This window comes from Aeribacillus sp. FSL K6-3256, assembly GCF_037965805.1.
Lineage (GTDB): Bacteria > Bacillota > Bacilli > Bacillales > Aeribacillaceae > Aeribacillus > Aeribacillus composti.
This window is the reverse complement of the sequence record NZ_CP150188.1, coordinates 3,326,297-3,343,969: the sequence shown is the minus strand read 5'-3', so window position 1 is coordinate 3,343,969 and position 17,673 is coordinate 3,326,297. Positions and strand designations below refer to the sequence as shown.

Below are 17,673 nucleotides of genomic sequence, written 5' to 3'. Positions count from 1 at the left end.
TATTATCTTGGCTAATGGAGTATCTGATACGAAAGCCGGACAAGTAGAGAACAATTAAATAGTGATAGTGTGCCGGCAATTCAATTTTTCATCTGATAGGGACAGCGGAGCCATATCGTCATATGTTGTGCTGCGGATCAGGCGCTTTGCTATTGGCCATCATCTTTTTAAATGAATTGATAGAGAAGAGTTTTGAAAAAAGATGAATATTTCTTGCGGGTATTATTGAAAATGATAATTGTTATCAAATATAATAATGTATAATCACTATGAAAGGAGTAATGTGAGTGTTTGTTCAAATAAAAACTATTTTAGTGACAGAAGGACATGCCGATCGAATTGTTGACCGCTTCACTTCACAGGGAATAATCGAACAGCAGCCGGGTTTTATCGATTTAAGCGTGCTTAAGAAAAGGCAGAGAAAAGGGAATGAAGAAGTACTCGTTATGATTCGCTGGGAATCAGAAGAGGCTTGGAAAGCCTGGGAGAAGAGCGAGGCTCACCTTGCTGGTCACCGGGCGAACCGAGGCAAGCCTGCTCCCTCCTACATTTTGGAGAGTCGTCAAGATGTCTTCTATGTGCTGGGTCAGAAGGGCTATGTAGAGTCCTCTACTCGATAAAATAAAGCAGCCTCCAGTCCAAAAGTAGGTTTTTCCTGAACATATGCTCTAAAAATTTTTAAATGCCCATTCATTTATAGATGATGGTCTATTGTGAATGGGTGTTTTTTATTGCTTAAGAATCTATTCATGCGTGGGGTTTCTGGATCCAATTGAGCGTCAAAAAGGATTAGAAGAACTTAAATCATTGCTATTAGAAGAATAGTAGATACATAAGAAGGGGAGATCGTTTTGATTATCATGTTGGATGCGATCTCCCCTTCTGGATTTTATGATATGAAAAATCCGTACACGGTGGCATAATACACACATCTAATTTTCAGTTGCTGAGTGTTGTTGAGAATTATTATTCAATAATTGGCATGATGTCCGAAAAAAAGTGGAATAAATGCAAATGAACGTTCGACCATTTAAAGAATCCTAAAAACACCCTTCACAGCAAAGCATGAAGGGTGTTTCATCAGCGTTTTAAGAATACAATCGTTCGGAGATAACCTCATCGACTGGAACATAGTCATAGCCAAGGTCATGTGCTACTGCTTTAAAGGTTATATTTCCATTCATGACGTTCACGCCTGTTTTAATCGCTTCACTTTCTTTAATTACTTGAATTACACCTTTGGAAGCAATTTGCACAGCATATGGAATCGTGACATTTGTTAGGGCAATTGTTGCTGTACGTGGAACCGCACCTGGAATGTTGGCGACTGCATAATGCAGCACTCCATATTTTTCGATAATAGGATTGTCATGAGTTGTTGCATAATTAATCGTTTCAAAGTTTCCGCCTTGATCAATAGCAACGTCGATTATGACTGACCCGGGCTGCATAGATTTTACCATTTCTTCCGTTACAAGCTTAGGTGCTTTTGCACCGGGAATCAGCACCGAACCGATAACTAAATCGGAGTCTTTGACAGATTCTGCAATATTATAAGGATTTGACATTAACGTCTGCACAGTTGAACCAAAAATGTCTTCTAATTGACGCAGGCGTGCAGGATTTAAGTCAATAATCGTTACATCTGCACCAAGGCCGTGTGCAATTTTTGCTGCATTCGTTCCGACTACACCGCCGCCAATAATCGTGACTTTTCCGCGTTTGACACCAGGAACACCGCTTAGCAGTATTCCCTTTCCTCCTTTAGATTTTTCCAAATATTGCGCCCCGAGTTGAGCTGCCATGCGGCCGGCAACTTCGCTCATTGGTGTCAATAATGGCAATGTATTATTTACGGTAATTGTTTCATAAGCAATAGCGGTCACTTCATTTTCCACTAAAGCTTTGGCCAATTCCGGTTCATTTGCCAAATGGAGATAGGTAAATAAAATTAACCCTTTTCGGAAATATACATATTCATCTGGGAGGGGCTCTTTTACTTTCAGAATCATTTCTGCTTTTTCCCAAACCTCTGAAGCTCTTTCAACAATCTCGGCACCAGCCTGTTTATACTCTTCATCGGTAAAACCGCTTCCGATTCCAGCGTTTGCTTCAATAACAACTTTATGTCCTGCATTTATTAATTGCACAACCCCTGCAGGTGTGATAGCTACACGATTTTCATTATTTTTAATTTCTTTCGGTACCCCGATGATCATCCTCACCATCTCCTTAAAATAACATCTGCACCACTATCATATCTCTTTTAGTTGAACCTTACTTTATGAAAAAATCAGAAAACCGCAAAAGTAATTTGTGTAAATATACAAATTACTCGACATTCATGCTTTCAAGTTTTAAATCCAGAAATAATGTTATTTTCTGGTTAGGGTCTTTCAGGTTTATTCCTGTTATTTCTACTACTCTTTTTAAACGGTAATTTAACGTATTCGGATGAACATGTAATAATTGCGCTGCTTGATAAACATTGCAGTCGCATTCTAAATAACTTTTAAGCGTATGCAATAAATCGGTGTGATGCTTGAGGTCATACTCTCTTAATTTTTTGATTGCCTCACTTTGATAGTGGTCACGAACTCGGATTTGATAAAGTTCATCTAAAAACTGATAGATGCCGATCTCCTGAAAACTATACTTTTGCTGTAATTCATCGGGGAATTTTTCCTTAAGCCTTAATACTTTCAATGCTTGTTTATAGCTGCAATGAACATGCTCCGGAGTATGATAAACGGAGCCGAAAGCACCAGATATATTTCGGATTTGTAAACGCATACTTATTTTGTTGATAAAATCTTTAATAAAACCGGAAAGAGCGTTCATCGCCTCTTTTTCTGTTCTGAGCCGGGTAAGCAATATTAGTTGATTTTGATCAAATAATTTGCTGACTACTTGAACTTGGTGCAATGTTTCAGCCAAATAATAGGCATGTTTTTCAATAGCTTGTGTTATATCATTTTCAAAGTTAATGATAGCAACAGCAAGATTTCCATCCAGATTAACCCCAACTCGTTTAGCCTGGTGTTTAATCTTAGACACATCGTTCAGATGACCTGTTAATAGCTTCCATAGAAATTCTTGATGACTCTCTTCTTCTTTTCGTTTTCTTATTCGCTGAAGGAGGAGATGGTTTTTCACAAGCTTTGCAGCTTCCTTTAGCAAATGCAATTGATCATCGCCCATTGTTTTATCATTGATTTGTGCCCATATAAACCCTAAAACCTCATTATGTTTTCGAATCGAAACAGCGACACGGTTGCCAAGTCCAACTTCTTCGATTGCAGGGACAATAACAGGTTCATCGCTTTCGAACAGTTTTGCCATAATCCCATTTTTCCAAAGACTGTTAATGATTTTATCTGGCACTTTTCTACTCATAATCGTGGCCATTCTTGCTTCATCAACATTTTCTTTATGTCTGCTGTAGGAAATGATCTGATGATTGGAATCCTCTATCGTTATTGGACATTCAAGCATTTCACCAATACGGTCTGCCAAAAGGTCTAGGGAATCGTCTTGACGCAACTGCGAAAGTAATTGTGGATAGCCTAATGAATTCCTCATTAATTCTTGCCCCCTTTTGCATTTTTACAGTCCTAAATCCAATAATGAAGGGTCAATTGAATGAACAAGAATCACCCGTTTTGTCGATCATTATTAAAAAAATTTCTGAACAATTATTAGAAGAGCCTAAACAAGATTCGTACCAAATATCCTTGCCAAGAAGCTCATACCGCCTAAGGTAACATAAAGAGTCATATGGCGAAAAAAGAATCTCTACATGGTCAGCCAAACACCGAGAATTACAGATTACATTTTGTTTGCTTCTATAAATGCAGCCAATTATCCAAGGATTTACAGTTATGAAGAAAACTAAATATTTGCTTTTCCTTTTTCATTTACGTGTTTTGATAATTTCGTGATATTGATTTTTCCTAAATCCGGCCTGGCTTTCCTTTTTGATTGATCGATTCTTTGCCGATCATTTATCCTGCAAAAGGGATGTAATACGAAAAATTACTAATAGGAAACGCACTTTTTGCTAAGTAGAAAAACACGGGGTCAGCATATATAAAAATCTCTGTTAGTTCATAGTTATTTTGAATTAATCTTGCCGATTGTTCAGCAGTTTCACAAATCAAAGGTGTCGTCATCAATTCATTACATTCGGCAGCGATCTTACCAATTTCATGGTATTAGGCTCAAGCACATCATCTGCAATCATTAATTGAATGATTCCACCTCCTTAAAATGGTTTTAATAATCTATAATGAAAATATTCCGTCTTTATTAAAAGCAGCAGCCCATTTAAACGGTCTTTAAATAGATTATTTTTTTAAAATGCAGCATTCTCAATATTATCGTCAGGAAATCTGACAAATTATAAAAAGTAAACGTTTTCAAAATTGCCTATTTTAGAAAACGTTGGCGAACGTATGGGATAAAATCTGGGTAAAACCGATGAACTGCTTGTTCATTGCATAGACGACGATGCTTACATTTGCCGGGTTCCAAAAGAATAGGACATTTTTGCCGGAAACATATGGATAGATATTCAGCTTTGTATAATTGCCACTTGATCGAAATCTTCCGCGAAAAACTTCTTCGTATAACGGGTGAGAATTTGCATTACTGTTGGATCAATAAAGTGCTTGTACTCATGCATTTCGAAAGAATACAGCGCTGCTGAACAGTGCTATGCTGATGCTATTATTTTACCACGTTCTTGAGAAACTTGCTTTTGCTTGTCGTGTCGTTAAAATATTTGGCTGTTGTGGATATTTAATACTTTAATGGGAAACGCTGGCTCATTTCGAAGGTTCTTTATTTTACGGGAGCTTCCACGTCCTGATATGTTCATTCCGTAGGATGCCCAGTGGAAACAGCTTGAATAGTGGTGCTCGTAAAGGATATGGAGGAAATCAATCAATATTCGGCAAAAGCCCTAAACAATTGTATGGAATCGTTTAGGGCTAGGAATTTTAGGAGGTTTCTGTGTTTGGGCCTGTATTTACAGTGATGTGAAAGGACAGAGGCTGTTCACTTTTTAAATATAGTAAGTAAAATCCTCGGGTATTACCCGCTTTAAGAACTGTTTTGTTCTTTCTTCTTTTGGGTGTGTGAAAATTTCTTTAGGTGATCCTTCTTCTACAATGACTCCGCCATCCATAAAAATCACCCGATTGGCAACATCTTTCGCAAAAGACATTTCATGAGTTACAACCAACATTGTTGTTCCTTCTTTGGCAATTTGCTTCATAACTGTTAAAACTTCACCAACTAATTCCGGATCCAGTGCTGAAGTTGGTTCATCAAATAAAATGATGTCTGGATTTAAAGCAATCGCTCTTGCAATGCCAACCCTTTGCTGCTGCCCGCCCGATAATTCACTAGGGTAAGCATTGTATTTGTGGGACAGTCCTACTTTATCCAATGCTTTTTTTCCAATTTCATTCGCTTTTTCTTTTGGAATCTTCCTGCCAATAATAAGCCCCTCTGTTACATTTTCTAATGCTGTTTTATTATTAAACAGATTGTAATTTTGAAATACAAATGCAGTCTTTTGTCTTATTGCATGAATTTGTTTTCTAGTTGCTTTATGAAGATCAACCTGAATATCCCCAAAAATTGCCTGACCTTGATCTGCTTTTTCAAGAAAATTTATGCATCTTAGCAGTGTTGTCTTTCCTGATCCGCTCGGTCCAAGAATGACGACAACATCCCCTTTATCTATTTTTAAATCAACTCCGTTTAAAACTTTGTTTTTCCCAAATGATTTATGTACATTTTTAATTTCCAGCATGTTATCCACCTCTTGCCTTCAAGCTTAAGTATGGTAGTTTTATAAATATTCTCCAAAACTACATATCAATATAAAATTCAAAAAATTGCGACCTGCTTAGGCTCTTAATATTATTTCATGCAATGGCACCCTATGACTTAATGATGTGCTTTAATAAAATTGACAGTGGCTGTACAAAAATTTGAAAGTGCTGCAGCCGGCGTTTGAGGAATGAGCATTATAAATTGCATGAACATTTATTAATCCAACTGACTGTGCAGTCATAAGTTATATATGATTGCATTTGCATAAGGATAGGCTCTGTCATATGCAAGCTTTTGAATCACTATCTTTGCAGTGTCAAATGATGAACGAGAGGATGTATTGATCCACACCCTGTTAGTAGATGAGTAATGCTAAATCTGTACCTACCGCTTCGTCGTCTGCACCTTTTATCCATTCAAAAATCTGTACCATCTAATTGAGTCGTTCTAAATTTAAATCATACTATTTAGCTAGGTTTAATTTTCTATAATAATAGATCTTAATAATTTGAAAGTCAACAGTTGATTGTACAGATCGGACAAATTGATAAAAAGACATGAGAGTTACTAGTATTCTGAGCTTGTTTTGAAGTTTCATTGTAGGTGCAGCGAAAATATTATTGTTTGAAGAAATGCTCATATGTATTTTCAATACTTTATTCCTAGTTGTAAACTCATATAGAATAGCTGGCGAATATTATTTAAAAAAATTATTCAAAAATAATTAATTCCGTTTTACACTCCATTTCGTATTCACACTTTTTAAAAAAGTTCATGTCCAATTTTTACCATTTTTGCATCTGCTCTATATTACTTACTAAACTTATTTTTTGGAGTTCATATTGCGTTATCGATACATAAAGAAGAAAGTGCTGGTACAAACATTAAATTTTCTTAATAAAGTTTAATCAATGAAAAAGCATTTTTTAAAAATACTCCAAGTCTTCCATTTCATTTTCCCCCTTGGCCTTAACATCACACTACCTCATGTCCGAAAAAAGGGAACTGATCTAATTTGTTTCATCTCCATTTTTTTTCTATTCATTTTGTTAATCGATAGCCTATATTCACATGAATAATACACTGTCCGAATAATTTTTCAGACATAAGGCGAATCAATCATTCCGATAAATACAAATTATTTTTTTATGGATGAAATTCAATTAAACAAGATTTTTCTATTTTCCTGTAAAAAATTCGACTAAAGTCTTCTAATACGGAGTATCCAACTAAATAAAAAACTACTAAATGAAAAATTTCTATAATTATGGAAAACTGGAAGATTCATAAAAATTTATTGACAATGAGAATCGTTATTAATAAAATGACTCTTGAGATTGAGAATCATTATTAATAAGTGACCGAAAGGGGGAAAGCTATTTAATTCTGGAATATAACAATCTATTAATCAAATTTTAAAGGAGGGTACGGATCAAAAAATGAAAAAAATTTTTTCAGTCGTCTTTTTACTATTTGTAGTTTTTTATGCTTCATTGCCGGCATCGGCGAATAATTCCTTGGCTGATGGAACATATACCATCAACTATAAAGTTTTAAAAGCAGATAATGATTCGGTATCCATGGCCAATGATTATTGGGAAAAGCCTGCAAAACTAATTGTGAAAAATGGCAAATACTTCGTTCAAGTAAGATTAAATCATAGTTCGTGGATTAAAGAATTTAAAGTTTCTAATGTGGATACAAAAGTGATAAGCACAGATACTTCTGCAAATAAAAGAGTTGCGCAATTTGAAGTAGATCAAGTTCCCGACATTGTAACCTCTCAAATACATGTTTATATTCCAGAAGACGAATTTCCTGGAGAGGGTGTTTATGACAGCCATTACACAATAAGACTAAAGTTTGATCAAAATAGCATTAAAGCTGTTAGCTCAGATTCTAATAGTTCAAACGAATCATCTACCTCTGCTTCTACAAAAACAAGCAATGAAAAAAGTAGTCAAAATAAAACAAACAATCAAAATGAAACAGACAAGCAGACAGAAAATAATCCGGAAACTAGTGACAGCACGTCACTTTATGTTTTCGTCGGTTTATTTTTATTATCTGCAGCATTTCTAATTTTTAAATTCAAATCTAGATTTAAAGTTTCGTAGAAGGGGAGGTTTCTTGTGAAGAAAAGGATTAGAAAGTTTTTTGCCATTTTTATGGTTTTCCTGCTATTATTGCCGACCGTCAAAATACAGCCTGTTTTTGCTGAATCGGCTTTAGCAGACGGAGAATACACGATTGGCTTTAGGGTCTTGAAAAACGGAACAGAAGATACCTCGACAATGGACGGCTATACCGTGAAGCCGGCCGGCTTAACAGTGCAGAACGGCAAAACATATGTATCAGTGACATTAAAAAGCAGCGAATGGATTAAAACCTTTCAAGTAGAACGAAATGGTGAATACGTCGATGCGGAGGTTGTATCGACGAATGAAGCAGAAAACACGAGAGTCGTCAAGTTTGAAGTGGATGATTTAACGAAAAAATTGAATGTTCAAACAAGAGTCGCCGTACCAGGCGTATATGATACAGTTCATACGGTTCAATTCCAATTTGATGTAAACAGCATTACACCAGTGCAGGCGGAGCAGCCGGAAGAGGGCGGGCAAGAGCCTGAAAATCCGGGTCAAGAAGATGGGGAAGAGCCGAATGATCCAACTCCTGGAGATACTAAGCCAAATCCGCAGCCGGGAGAAGATGGCAATCAAGATGAGCAGCCTGCGGAACAGCTTCAAGACGGAGAATATACGATTGGCTTTAGGGTCTTGAAAAACGGGACAGAAGATACCTCAACAATGGACGGCTATACTGTGAAGCCAGCTGGTTTAACAGTACAGGACGGCAAAAAATACGTCTCAGTGACGTTAAAAAGCAGCGAATGGATTAAAACCTTTCAAGTAGAACGAAACGGTGAATATGTCGATGCGGAGGTTGTATCGACGAATGAGACAGAAAACACGAGAGTCGTCAAATTTGAAGTAGATGATTTAACGAAAAAACTGAATGTTCAAACAAGAGTTGCCGTACCAGGTGTATATGATACGGTTCATACTGTTCAATTCTTGTTTGATGTAGACAGCATTACACCAGTGCAGGATGGACAGCCGGATGAAGGCGGCCAAGAGCCTGAAAATCCGGGTCAAGAAGATGGAGAGGAACCGAATGATCCAGCTCCTGGAGAAGATGGTGATCAAGATGAACAGCCTGCTGAAGAGCTTCAAGACGGAGAATATACGATTGACTTGACAGTGTTCAAAAACGGGACAGATGATATCTCATCAATGGACAACTATACAGAGAAGCCGGCCCGTTTAACAGTGCAGGACGGCAAAAAATACGTCTTATTGACGTTAAAAAGCAGTTCATTAATTAAAAGCTTTAAAGTAGAGCGAAATGGCGAATATGTCGATGCAGAGGTTGTATCGACGAATGTAGAAAAAAATACAAGAGTCGTCAAGTTTGAAGTAGACGATTTAACAAAAAAATTGAATGCTCAATTGACTGTTTCGGTTCCGAACATGTATGAAATGACGCATACCGTCCAATTCCAGTTTGACGTAGACAGTATTACACCAGTGCAGGATGGACAGCCGGATGAAGGCGGCCAAGAGCCTGAAAATCCAGGACAAGAAGATGGCGAGGAACAAAATGATCCAGCACCTGGAGATAATGAGCCAAATCCGCAGCCGGGAGAAGATGGCGATCAGGATGAACAGCCTGGAGAACAGCTTCAAGACGGCGAATATACGATTGACTTTAAGGTCTTGAAAGACAAGACAGAAGATATCTCGATGATGGATGGCTATACTGTGAAACCGGCTCACTTATCGGTGAAGGATGGCAAAAAATACGTCTCCGTGACGTTAAAAAACAGCGGATGGATTAAAACCTTTCAAGTAGAACGAAACGGTCAATATGTCGATGCGGAGGTTGTATCGACGAATGACGTAGAAGACACAAGAGTCGTCAAGTTTGAAGTGGACGATTTAACGAAAAAACTGAATGTTCAAACAAGAGTTGTTATACCGCAATATGGTTATGATGGATCTTATACGGTTCAAATCCAGTTTGATGTAGACAGCATCAAGCCAGTGAAGAAGGAACAGCCGGATGAGGATGGACAAAAACCAGAAGATCCTGGGAAAGATCCGGGTACAAATAAGCCTGGAGACAATCCATCGAACAATAACAATCAAAATTCTGGAAATAAAAATGGCGGCCAAACAAGAAATGAGTTGGCTGACGGTCTATATACCGTGGAATTTACTGTATTAAAAAATGGTACAGAAGAACCGTCAATGGTCAATGATTATGTTGTCAGCCCGGCACTATTAACTGTAAAAAATGGACAATTAGATGTTGCGTTCACATTGCTAAAAAGCTCATGGATCACGAAATTACAAGTGGAAAGAAACGGCCAATATCAAGATGTGGAAGTGCGAAGCAAAAATGAAAAAGAGGATACAAGAGTAGTAGGTTTCCCAATCGAAGATTTATCTAAAAAAGTGAATGCTAAGATCAAGGTGGATATTCCAGATCTTCAATATCACAATACGTATGATATCCAAATTGCTTTCGATCCAGATAGTGTAAAACCATATGATGGAACAGGCGTTCCAACGAAGGATACGAATTCCAGCGATCAAGATCAAAACCAAAATCAGGATCAAAATCAACAAAATAGCAATAGCGATGACGATTCACTAACCTTTAACCGAGATGCAGATCAACAGTCGACAGACGATGACGCTTCCAATAACTCAAATAATTCAACCGTGAATGCCAAAACGGCTGATCTTTCCCAAATTGGTTTGTATTTGGCATTGCTGCTAGGATCTCTTGCCATCATAGTTTGGAAGAATCGCTCAAGGCTCCTTATTCATTTGAAAAAATAACCTGACTGTTGTCTTGATGCGGACATGCCCATCAAGACAACATTTTCTTATTTAAAAAAATATGACAACGACTTTTTAGGTCGGTCGAAAAAGCGGGGAGGCTTTGTTTAAGTGTGTAAACAAAGAAGAATGGGATGGCTGATCCTTTTGATAATGCTGCTGGTTGTCGTCGCCGGTTGTTCTTCATCTGCTGCTGAATCAACGGAACAAAAAAAGCCGAAAAAACAGGATCATCGAGTTGTCTCATTATCTGTTGCCGTTACGGAAATTTTTGATGCATTAGATATTGATTTAGTTGGCGTCCCCACAAGCAGCAAAAAACTGCCGGAGCGGTATAAGAATGCGAAAAGAGTGGGGTATGCTAAAAATCCTGATATGGAAGTTTTGATGTCTTTAAAACCTACTGATGTATACTCTGTTTCAACTATTCAATATGATTTAGAGCCAGTGTTTGAAAAACATAACGTTCAAGTAGATTTTTTGGATTTAACCAGTCTTCAATCAATGGAAAAGGAAATTCTTGCACTCGGAGAAAAATATGAACGACAAAAACAAGCGAAGAAGATCGTTGATAGATTCGAAAAAAAAGTAAAAGAAATCCAGAAAAAAACTCGTAACTTGGAAAAACCAAATGTTTTAATCTTACTCGGAGTTCCCGGAAGTTACTTAGTGGCAACAGAGCATTCCTATATTGGCGATCTAGTGAAATTGGCGGGTGGAAACAACGTGATTCAAGGAGAGAAAGTGGAGTATTTAGAATCTAACACAGAATATTTATATGAATCCAATCCCGATGTCATATTAAGGCTTGCTCACGGCATGCCGGAGGAAGTAGTCAAAATGTTCGATGAAGAATTTAAGAAGAACGATATATGGAAGCATTTTGATGCTGTCAAAAATGGCAGGGTGTATGATCTGGAAGAAGAATTGTTCCCGACTACCGCAACCATTCGAGCGGATGAAGCTTTAGATGAATTGGTGAAATATTTGTATCCTGAGTTTCATGAATAAGCGGACAAAAAAGAAAAGGGTGCTGATCCATGAAGAAAACGTGGCTAACTTTTGCAGTAGTGACCACAATGCTGGTTGTTGTCACTTTTTTCTCTATTGTGAACGGAAGTTTGGAAATTGGCGTTGCTGAGTTGATCAGAGGCCTTTTGTTTGGTGGAAATGAAGATGTAGAAGTCATAAAAGATATGAGATTTCCTCGGATCATTGTGTCCCTTTTTGCTGGAGCAAATTTGGCGGTATCGGGATTATTATTGCAGGCAGTCATGAGAAATCCTTTGGCGGAAGCTGGGATCATCGGGATTTCTTCAGGAGCCAATTTTGTTGCATTAACTATGATCAGCTTCTTTCCTACGTTGTTTTTTTGGATGCCGCTGTTTGCTTTTCTAGGAGGGATACTTGCCTGTTTTCTTGTTTATTCCTTTTCATGGAAATCAGGGCTCAGCCCCCTTCGATTAATTTTAGTTGGGGTGGCAGTCAATGCGGTGTTTACTGCATTATATGAATCCTTTAACTACAGAGGCTATACGACAACCAGTTCTGCGAAAGCTACTGCATCAACATTATCTCAACAAACGTGGGACGATGTTCAAACAATTGTTATATATGGTTCCATCGGTTTAATATTGTCCTTGCTCGTTTATTCTTGGTGCAACATGCTGGCTTTACAAGATAAAACGGCGCGAAATCTGGGGCTTCACGTGACAAGAGCTCGGGTTATTATATCTGCGATTGCAGTTTATTTGGCAAGCGTCACAACCGCAACTGTTGGGGTCATTGCATTTGTCGGTTTGCTAATTCCCCATATTGGACGGCTATTAGTCGGTTCAGATTATAAAATATTAACACCATTCTCCATTTTATCAGGAGCTTTGCTTATTTTAACGGCCGACACAATCGGAAGGGTGTTTTTAGCGCCGACGGAACTTCCTGCATCCATTATTATGTCATTAATCGGCGGTCCCTTTTTGATTATATTGATTAGAAGGAGTGATCGCATCTATGGAGGTTAAAAATGTTTCATTTTCATATAATCAAAAAGAGGATCAGTTAAAATCAATTAACCTTGCTGTTGAACCTGGTAAAATTACGACGATTATCGGTCCGAATGGATGCGGAAAGTCCACATTATTAGAAGTTATGTCTAGCCACAATGCACCGCAAAAAGGCCAGATTATTTTGGATGGAAAATTGATTCAACAATATAAGCCGAAGGAATTGGCGAAGAAACTATCGGTTGTTCATCAAAAAAATGAAATTCCTTTTGATATCAATGTCGAAAACTTGGTGAGCTACGGCCGCATGCCGTATAAAAGATTTTTTCATCATCATAACTCAGAAGAGGATGAAGAAGTGATTGATTGGGCGCTTTCCATTACCAATTTGCAATCAAAACGAAAAGAAAAAGTAGAACAGCTGTCAGGGGGAGAAAGACAGCGAGTTTGGATAGCGATGGCATTGGCGCAAAAAACCCCTATTTTGTTTTTGGATGAACCGACAACATATTTGGATGTTTATTATCAATTCGAAATTTTAGAGCTCATCAAGAAGTTAAACAGGGAGTATAACATTACGATTGTGATGGTGCTGCATGATATGAATCAAGCTATTCGTTATAGTGATTGGATTATTGTGATGAAAAACGGCGAAATTGTGACGGAAGGTTCTCCAAAAGAAGTGATCACGGAAGGAATGATTGAAAGCATTTATGGGGTAAGAGCCATAGTCAATCATAATGATCAAAGCGGATTTTATGTTGTGCCAATGGTAGTTGCAAGAAGGAATGACAATGAGACATGAATGATCGGGGATTGAGAAAGATCATTGGGAAACTCGTTAGCATTGTTTGCATTGGGATTTTGTTTTTTTCAGCGTATCAAATTATAAGTATCCTTTACGATTACTATACAAACCGGCAAGTTTTAGCTGAAATTCAAGAGGTTTATCAAGAAAATCGTACCGAGAGAACTTCTCACGAAGGCAAGGACTTTGAAAGAATTCGTTCGTCTTTTATTGAATTGCAGCGCATTAACCAAGATATTGTTGGTTGGATTGAAATTCCCGACACATACATTTCGTATCCGATTCTTCAAGCGGAAAACAATGAGTTTTATTTAACAAGAAATTATAAAAAAGAGAAATCAAGGGCTGGAAGCATTTTTATGGATTATCGAAATGATGTGAAAGGCCTAAATCAAAATGTTATCCTTTACGGACATCGTATGAAAGATGACACGATGTTTGGACAATTAGATAAATATCTGGATGAATCGTTTTTCCAGCATCACCGCACCATTTATTTTGATACGTTATATGAAAGCTACGATGCTGAAATATTTTCAGTATATAAAACGACTACAGATTTTTATTATATCGATACTGAATTTTCCTCTGATGACGAATTTTTATCATTCGTCAATCAGTTAAAAGATCGTTCCATTTATAAGACCGATATTGATATCGAACCGAATGATCAAATTTTAACTTTATCTACTTGTGATTACACGTTTCCTGGAGGAGAAGGGAGACTTGTCATACATGCAAAATTAAAGGAGAACAAGTAAATGGTTGAAAATTTCGAAAATAACAATTGACAATGATAATCATTTTTAATTAAAATGGTAAAGGAGGGATACTTTTGAAAACAAAACTTTTCCAATTCACCCTCACGTTTTTCTTATTGCTCTTATTTACCGGATGCGGGGTAAAAGGAACTGAATCAACAGGAGGGACAAAAGTAACAGAAAGCAAAGTGAAAGTGACCGATGCATCAGGTCGTGAAGTTGCTTTTGACACTCATCCGAAAAAATTTGCTTCATTAACGATCGGTGATATGGATATCATTCATCAATTAGGAGGGGAAATTGTCGGCAGGCCTAGTACGAAGGTAGAGATACCGGAAGAATTAGAAAAAGTAGCAGAAATCGGAAATACACACCAGCCGAATATAGAGAAGATCGTAAGTTTGAAGCCAGATGTGTTAATTGCCAATGCTGGTTTTGATAAAAACATCCCCGCATTGGAGAATCAAGGAATACAAACTATCATGACGGAAGCGAATTCCATTGAAGATATAAAGAAAAACATCGAAACATATGGAACTCTTCTCGGTAAAGAATCGAAAGCTCAAGAGTTGATTAAACAAATCGAGCAAGTCGTTGAGAAGCAAACGGAAGCTTCCGAAGCTCAAGCATTGCTTGTTTATGGAGCACCTGGATCATTTTTAGCAGCTCTCCCAACGTCATTGGCAGGAGATATTTTAGAAAAATCGGGTGGAATCAATGTAGCATCGAACTTTCCAAAGTTAAAAGAATATCCGCAATACGCTCAATTAGCGGTAGAACGTGTGGTGGAAGCTGATCCAGATATCATTTACTTAATCACACACGGTGATCCTAGCGGGGTAGAAAAAGCTTTTAAACAAGAAATGGAAAAAAATGCAGCTTGGAAAAACTTAGATGCAGTAAAAAAAGGAAACATTGTGGTGCTGCCATCGAATTTGTTTGGCACTAATCCGGGGACAAAGATCACAGAAGCAGTGGAATATATGCGTCAAAGCTTGAAAGATATAGGAAAGGATTCATGATGAATCGAAAGAAACGAATATGGCTTATCATCATTCTGATCATCTTATTGTTTCTAAGCGTATTCTATAGCCTGACAGCAGGCAGTATCTCTATTTCATTTAAGGAATTTTTTGCGGATATGGGCGATAAGGAATCGTTAGTGTACCGTGTTGTTTGGGATTTGCGGCTCCCAAGGATTCTCGTTGGGCTGCTTGTCGGCATGTGTTTAGCGGTTTCGGGTGCTATCTTACAAGGTGTAATGAAAAACCCGCTTGCGGATCCCGGTATTATTGGCGTGACGTCTGGGGCAGGACTGGCAGCGACGGTGATCATGGTGCTGTATCCCGATCAACTGCACATTTTGCCTTTAGCAGCCTTTCTAGGCGCTTTTCTTACGGCTATGCTCATTTATTTGCTAGCTTGGCAAGATGGAACTTCCATTGTTCGAATTATGTTGGTCGGGATTTCAATCAACGCCTTTTTAGGTGCGATCATGTCATGTATTATGATTTTACATAGCGACAAAGTTCAAGCGGTTCTGCCGTGGCTAAATGGCGGGATTAGCGGCGTAAGCTGGGTGCATGTAGAGATGATTGTTTATTATGCCATTTTTGCACTGGCATTAGCGTTTTTTTCCATCAAACATATCCGCATGTTGATGCTGGGGGATGAGGTGGCCACTTTATTAGGCCATCAAGTGGAAAGAAGCAGATTTTTCTTAATTTTTGTCAGTGCTCTTTTAGCTGGAATAGCCGTCAGTGTGGCCGGACTGGTAGGATTTGTAGGTCTTATCGTTCCGCATATCATTCGATTGCTCGTCGGAAACGATTATCGTTATTTGCTGCCATTATCCTGTGTAGGCGGCGGCATACTCGTTGTGTTCGCAGATGCTGCGGCAAGAAGCTGGTTTGATCCTATTGAACTGCCGGTAGGGATCCTGCTGTCTTTTCTAGGCGGTCCGTTTTTCCTATATTTGGTCTTTAAAGGGGGAGTGAAGCATGCTCACCGTTAAAGATCTGACTTACCACCATTCCAAACGATTCGGCATCAACGAAATGAATCTGGAATTGCCAAAGGGTGAAGTGATTAGCATTATCGGGCCTAATGGATCAGGAAAATCCACCTTGCTGCGGCTCATCGCTGCCTTATTACAGCCCCAAAATGGCGAGATCATTCTCGATGGAAAAAATATCGTTTCTGCGAATCGAAAAGATATCGCAAAACAATTAACTATGCTGCCGCAAACACATGATGTTACGCTCGATTTTACCGTACGTGAATTAGTAGAGTTCGGCAGGAACCCTTATAAACGCAAATTTGCCCCATTCAGTCAAAAAGATAAAGAAATCGTTGATTGGGCGTTAGCTCTTGCCAATGTGAAACAATATGAACATCAACACTTGTCTTCCTTATCAGGAGGCGAGAGGCAAAGAGCGTGGATTGCGATGGTTCTTGCCCAGAGTACTGAATATTTATTATTGGATGAACCGACCACGTTTTTAGATATTGTACATCAATTGGAAATTTTGGAGGTTGTCCAAACGATCAATCAACAGTATAACAGGACGGTCATCATGATTCTTCACGATCTGAATCAAGCCGCACAGTATAGTGACCGCTTAATCGTGATGAAAGACGGGACGATTTATCAACAAGGCAGTCCAGAGGAAGTATTTTCGGAAAAAATGTTTGAAGAGGTATTTGGTATTTCTGTCTCCATCCATGATATGGATGGAAAACCAATGTTTATTCCAAAACGATTCAAAAGAAAGGGGAAAAAAGAATGTACATCGTTACCAATTCCATTCGCGTGAAAAAAGGATATTCCGGAAAGTTAGTGGAGCGTTTTAAAATTAGAAAGGGAATTGAGAAATTTCCTGGGTTCATTCGTTTAGATCTCTTAGTAACGGACGGATTAAAAGATTATGACGAAGTTCGTGTATACACAACATGGGAGAACAAAGAAAGCTTCGAAGGCTGGTTCCACAGCGATGTGTTCCAAAAAGCGCATGAAAATCGAAAACAACATGATTATGTTATTGGAAATCAAGTGTCCTTCCATGAGCTAGCATATTCCTATGTAAAAGAAGATGAGCGAGCTGTCGAAAATTTATAAATAAAAAATGGCAGAACGATTTTTGTGAAGTAGGTTACAAAAATTGATTGGAAAAAGAATAGATATCCGAATTGCGGCCTTTTCCAAATGAATTGCGGGAAAAGGTCGTTTATTTTTTTCAGCAAAAACAAAAAATGTGGCACGGGGCTGTCCAGAAAGTCAAATCCCTATTGAAAACCAAAAATCATTAACATCGATATTTCAACGTTTCTAAAACATAAAAGGGGGCCGT

14 protein-coding genes are annotated in these 17,673 nt (G+C 38.1%); 11 read left to right on the top strand and 3 right to left on the bottom strand.

The genetic code is table 11. The annotated features are described in order from the left end of the window. Positions 1 to 287 precede the first annotated feature (287 nt). Positions 288 to 620, top strand: coding sequence for an antibiotic biosynthesis monooxygenase (locus NSQ84_RS16100; protein ID WP_066250125.1), 333 nt, complete (start codon positions 288 to 290; stop codon positions 618 to 620). A gap of 468 nt (positions 621 to 1,088) precedes the next feature. Here NSQ84_RS16100 and ald read toward each other — a convergent pair whose 3' ends face one another. The 3 genes from ald to NSQ84_RS16085 form a co-directional block, all read right to left on the bottom strand. After that, entirely contained in the window at positions 1,089 to 2,219 is a 1,131-nt protein-coding gene (gene ald / locus NSQ84_RS16095; protein WP_066250123.1) for an alanine dehydrogenase, read from the bottom strand. A 112-nt stretch (positions 2,220 to 2,331) separates the two neighbouring features. Next, positions 2,332 to 3,582 (bottom strand): PucR family transcriptional regulator, encoded by a 1,251-nt coding sequence (locus NSQ84_RS16090; RefSeq protein ID WP_066250119.1) that lies wholly within the window; start codon positions 3,580 to 3,582, stop codon positions 2,332 to 2,334. A gap of 1,483 nt (positions 3,583 to 5,065) precedes the next feature. Continuing rightward, positions 5,066 to 5,821 carry an amino acid ABC transporter ATP-binding protein gene (locus NSQ84_RS16085; protein ID WP_063387708.1) on the bottom strand — a complete coding sequence of 252 codons (756 nt, stop codon included), beginning with the start codon at positions 5,819 to 5,821 and terminating at the stop codon, positions 5,066 to 5,068. 1,462 nt (positions 5,822 to 7,283) lie between these two features. On the opposite strand from NSQ84_RS16085, the gene isdC reads away from it, so the two are divergent. From isdC to NSQ84_RS16035, 10 genes are all read left to right on the top strand, one after another. Then, positions 7,284 to 7,961: a heme uptake protein IsdC gene (gene isdC / locus NSQ84_RS16080; protein ID WP_066250113.1), complete on the top strand. Its 678-nt coding sequence runs from the start codon at positions 7,284 to 7,286 to the stop codon at positions 7,959 to 7,961. Between the two features lie 15 nt (positions 7,962 to 7,976). Continuing rightward, positions 7,977 to 10,751 (top strand): NEAT domain-containing protein, encoded by a 2,775-nt coding sequence (locus tag NSQ84_RS16075; protein ID WP_082829546.1) that lies wholly within the window; start codon positions 7,977 to 7,979, stop codon positions 10,749 to 10,751. A gap of 129 nt (positions 10,752 to 10,880) precedes the next feature. Further along, positions 10,881 to 11,762 carry a heme ABC transporter substrate-binding protein IsdE gene (isdE, locus tag NSQ84_RS16070; protein WP_063387711.1) on the top strand — a complete coding sequence of 294 codons (882 nt, stop codon included), beginning with the start codon at positions 10,881 to 10,883 and terminating at the stop codon, positions 11,760 to 11,762. 29 nt (positions 11,763 to 11,791) lie between these two features. After that, positions 11,792 to 12,772, top strand: a complete 981-nt coding sequence (locus tag NSQ84_RS16065; protein WP_063387712.1) for an iron ABC transporter permease — start codon at positions 11,792 to 11,794, stop codon at positions 12,770 to 12,772. Continuing rightward, positions 12,762 to 13,559, top strand: a complete 798-nt coding sequence (locus NSQ84_RS16060; RefSeq protein ID WP_339212115.1) for an ABC transporter ATP-binding protein — start codon at positions 12,762 to 12,764, stop codon at positions 13,557 to 13,559. The genes NSQ84_RS16065 and NSQ84_RS16060 overlap by 11 nt, the downstream gene beginning before the upstream one ends. Beyond that, positions 13,556 to 14,323 carry a class B sortase gene (gene srtB, locus NSQ84_RS16055; protein ID WP_063387714.1) on the top strand — a complete coding sequence of 256 codons (768 nt, stop codon included), beginning with the start codon at positions 13,556 to 13,558 and terminating at the stop codon, positions 14,321 to 14,323. The genes NSQ84_RS16060 and srtB overlap by 4 nt, the downstream gene beginning before the upstream one ends. A 74-nt stretch (positions 14,324 to 14,397) precedes the next feature. Next, positions 14,398 to 15,345 (top strand): ABC transporter substrate-binding protein, encoded by a 948-nt coding sequence (locus tag NSQ84_RS16050; protein ID WP_066250108.1) that lies wholly within the window; start codon positions 14,398 to 14,400, stop codon positions 15,343 to 15,345. After that, complete coding sequence (locus NSQ84_RS16045) at positions 15,342 to 16,337, top strand: iron ABC transporter permease (RefSeq protein ID WP_066250106.1); 996 nt, start codon at positions 15,342 to 15,344, stop codon at positions 16,335 to 16,337. The genes NSQ84_RS16050 and NSQ84_RS16045 overlap by 4 nt, the downstream gene beginning before the upstream one ends. Beyond that, complete coding sequence (locus NSQ84_RS16040) at positions 16,324 to 17,139, top strand: ABC transporter ATP-binding protein (RefSeq protein ID WP_066250103.1); 816 nt, start codon at positions 16,324 to 16,326, stop codon at positions 17,137 to 17,139. The genes NSQ84_RS16045 and NSQ84_RS16040 overlap by 14 nt, the downstream gene beginning before the upstream one ends. Further along, entirely contained in the window at positions 17,109 to 17,441 is a 333-nt protein-coding gene (locus NSQ84_RS16035) for an antibiotic biosynthesis monooxygenase (protein ID WP_063387718.1), read from the top strand. The genes NSQ84_RS16040 and NSQ84_RS16035 overlap by 31 nt, the downstream gene beginning before the upstream one ends. Positions 17,442 to 17,673 lie beyond the last annotated feature (232 nt).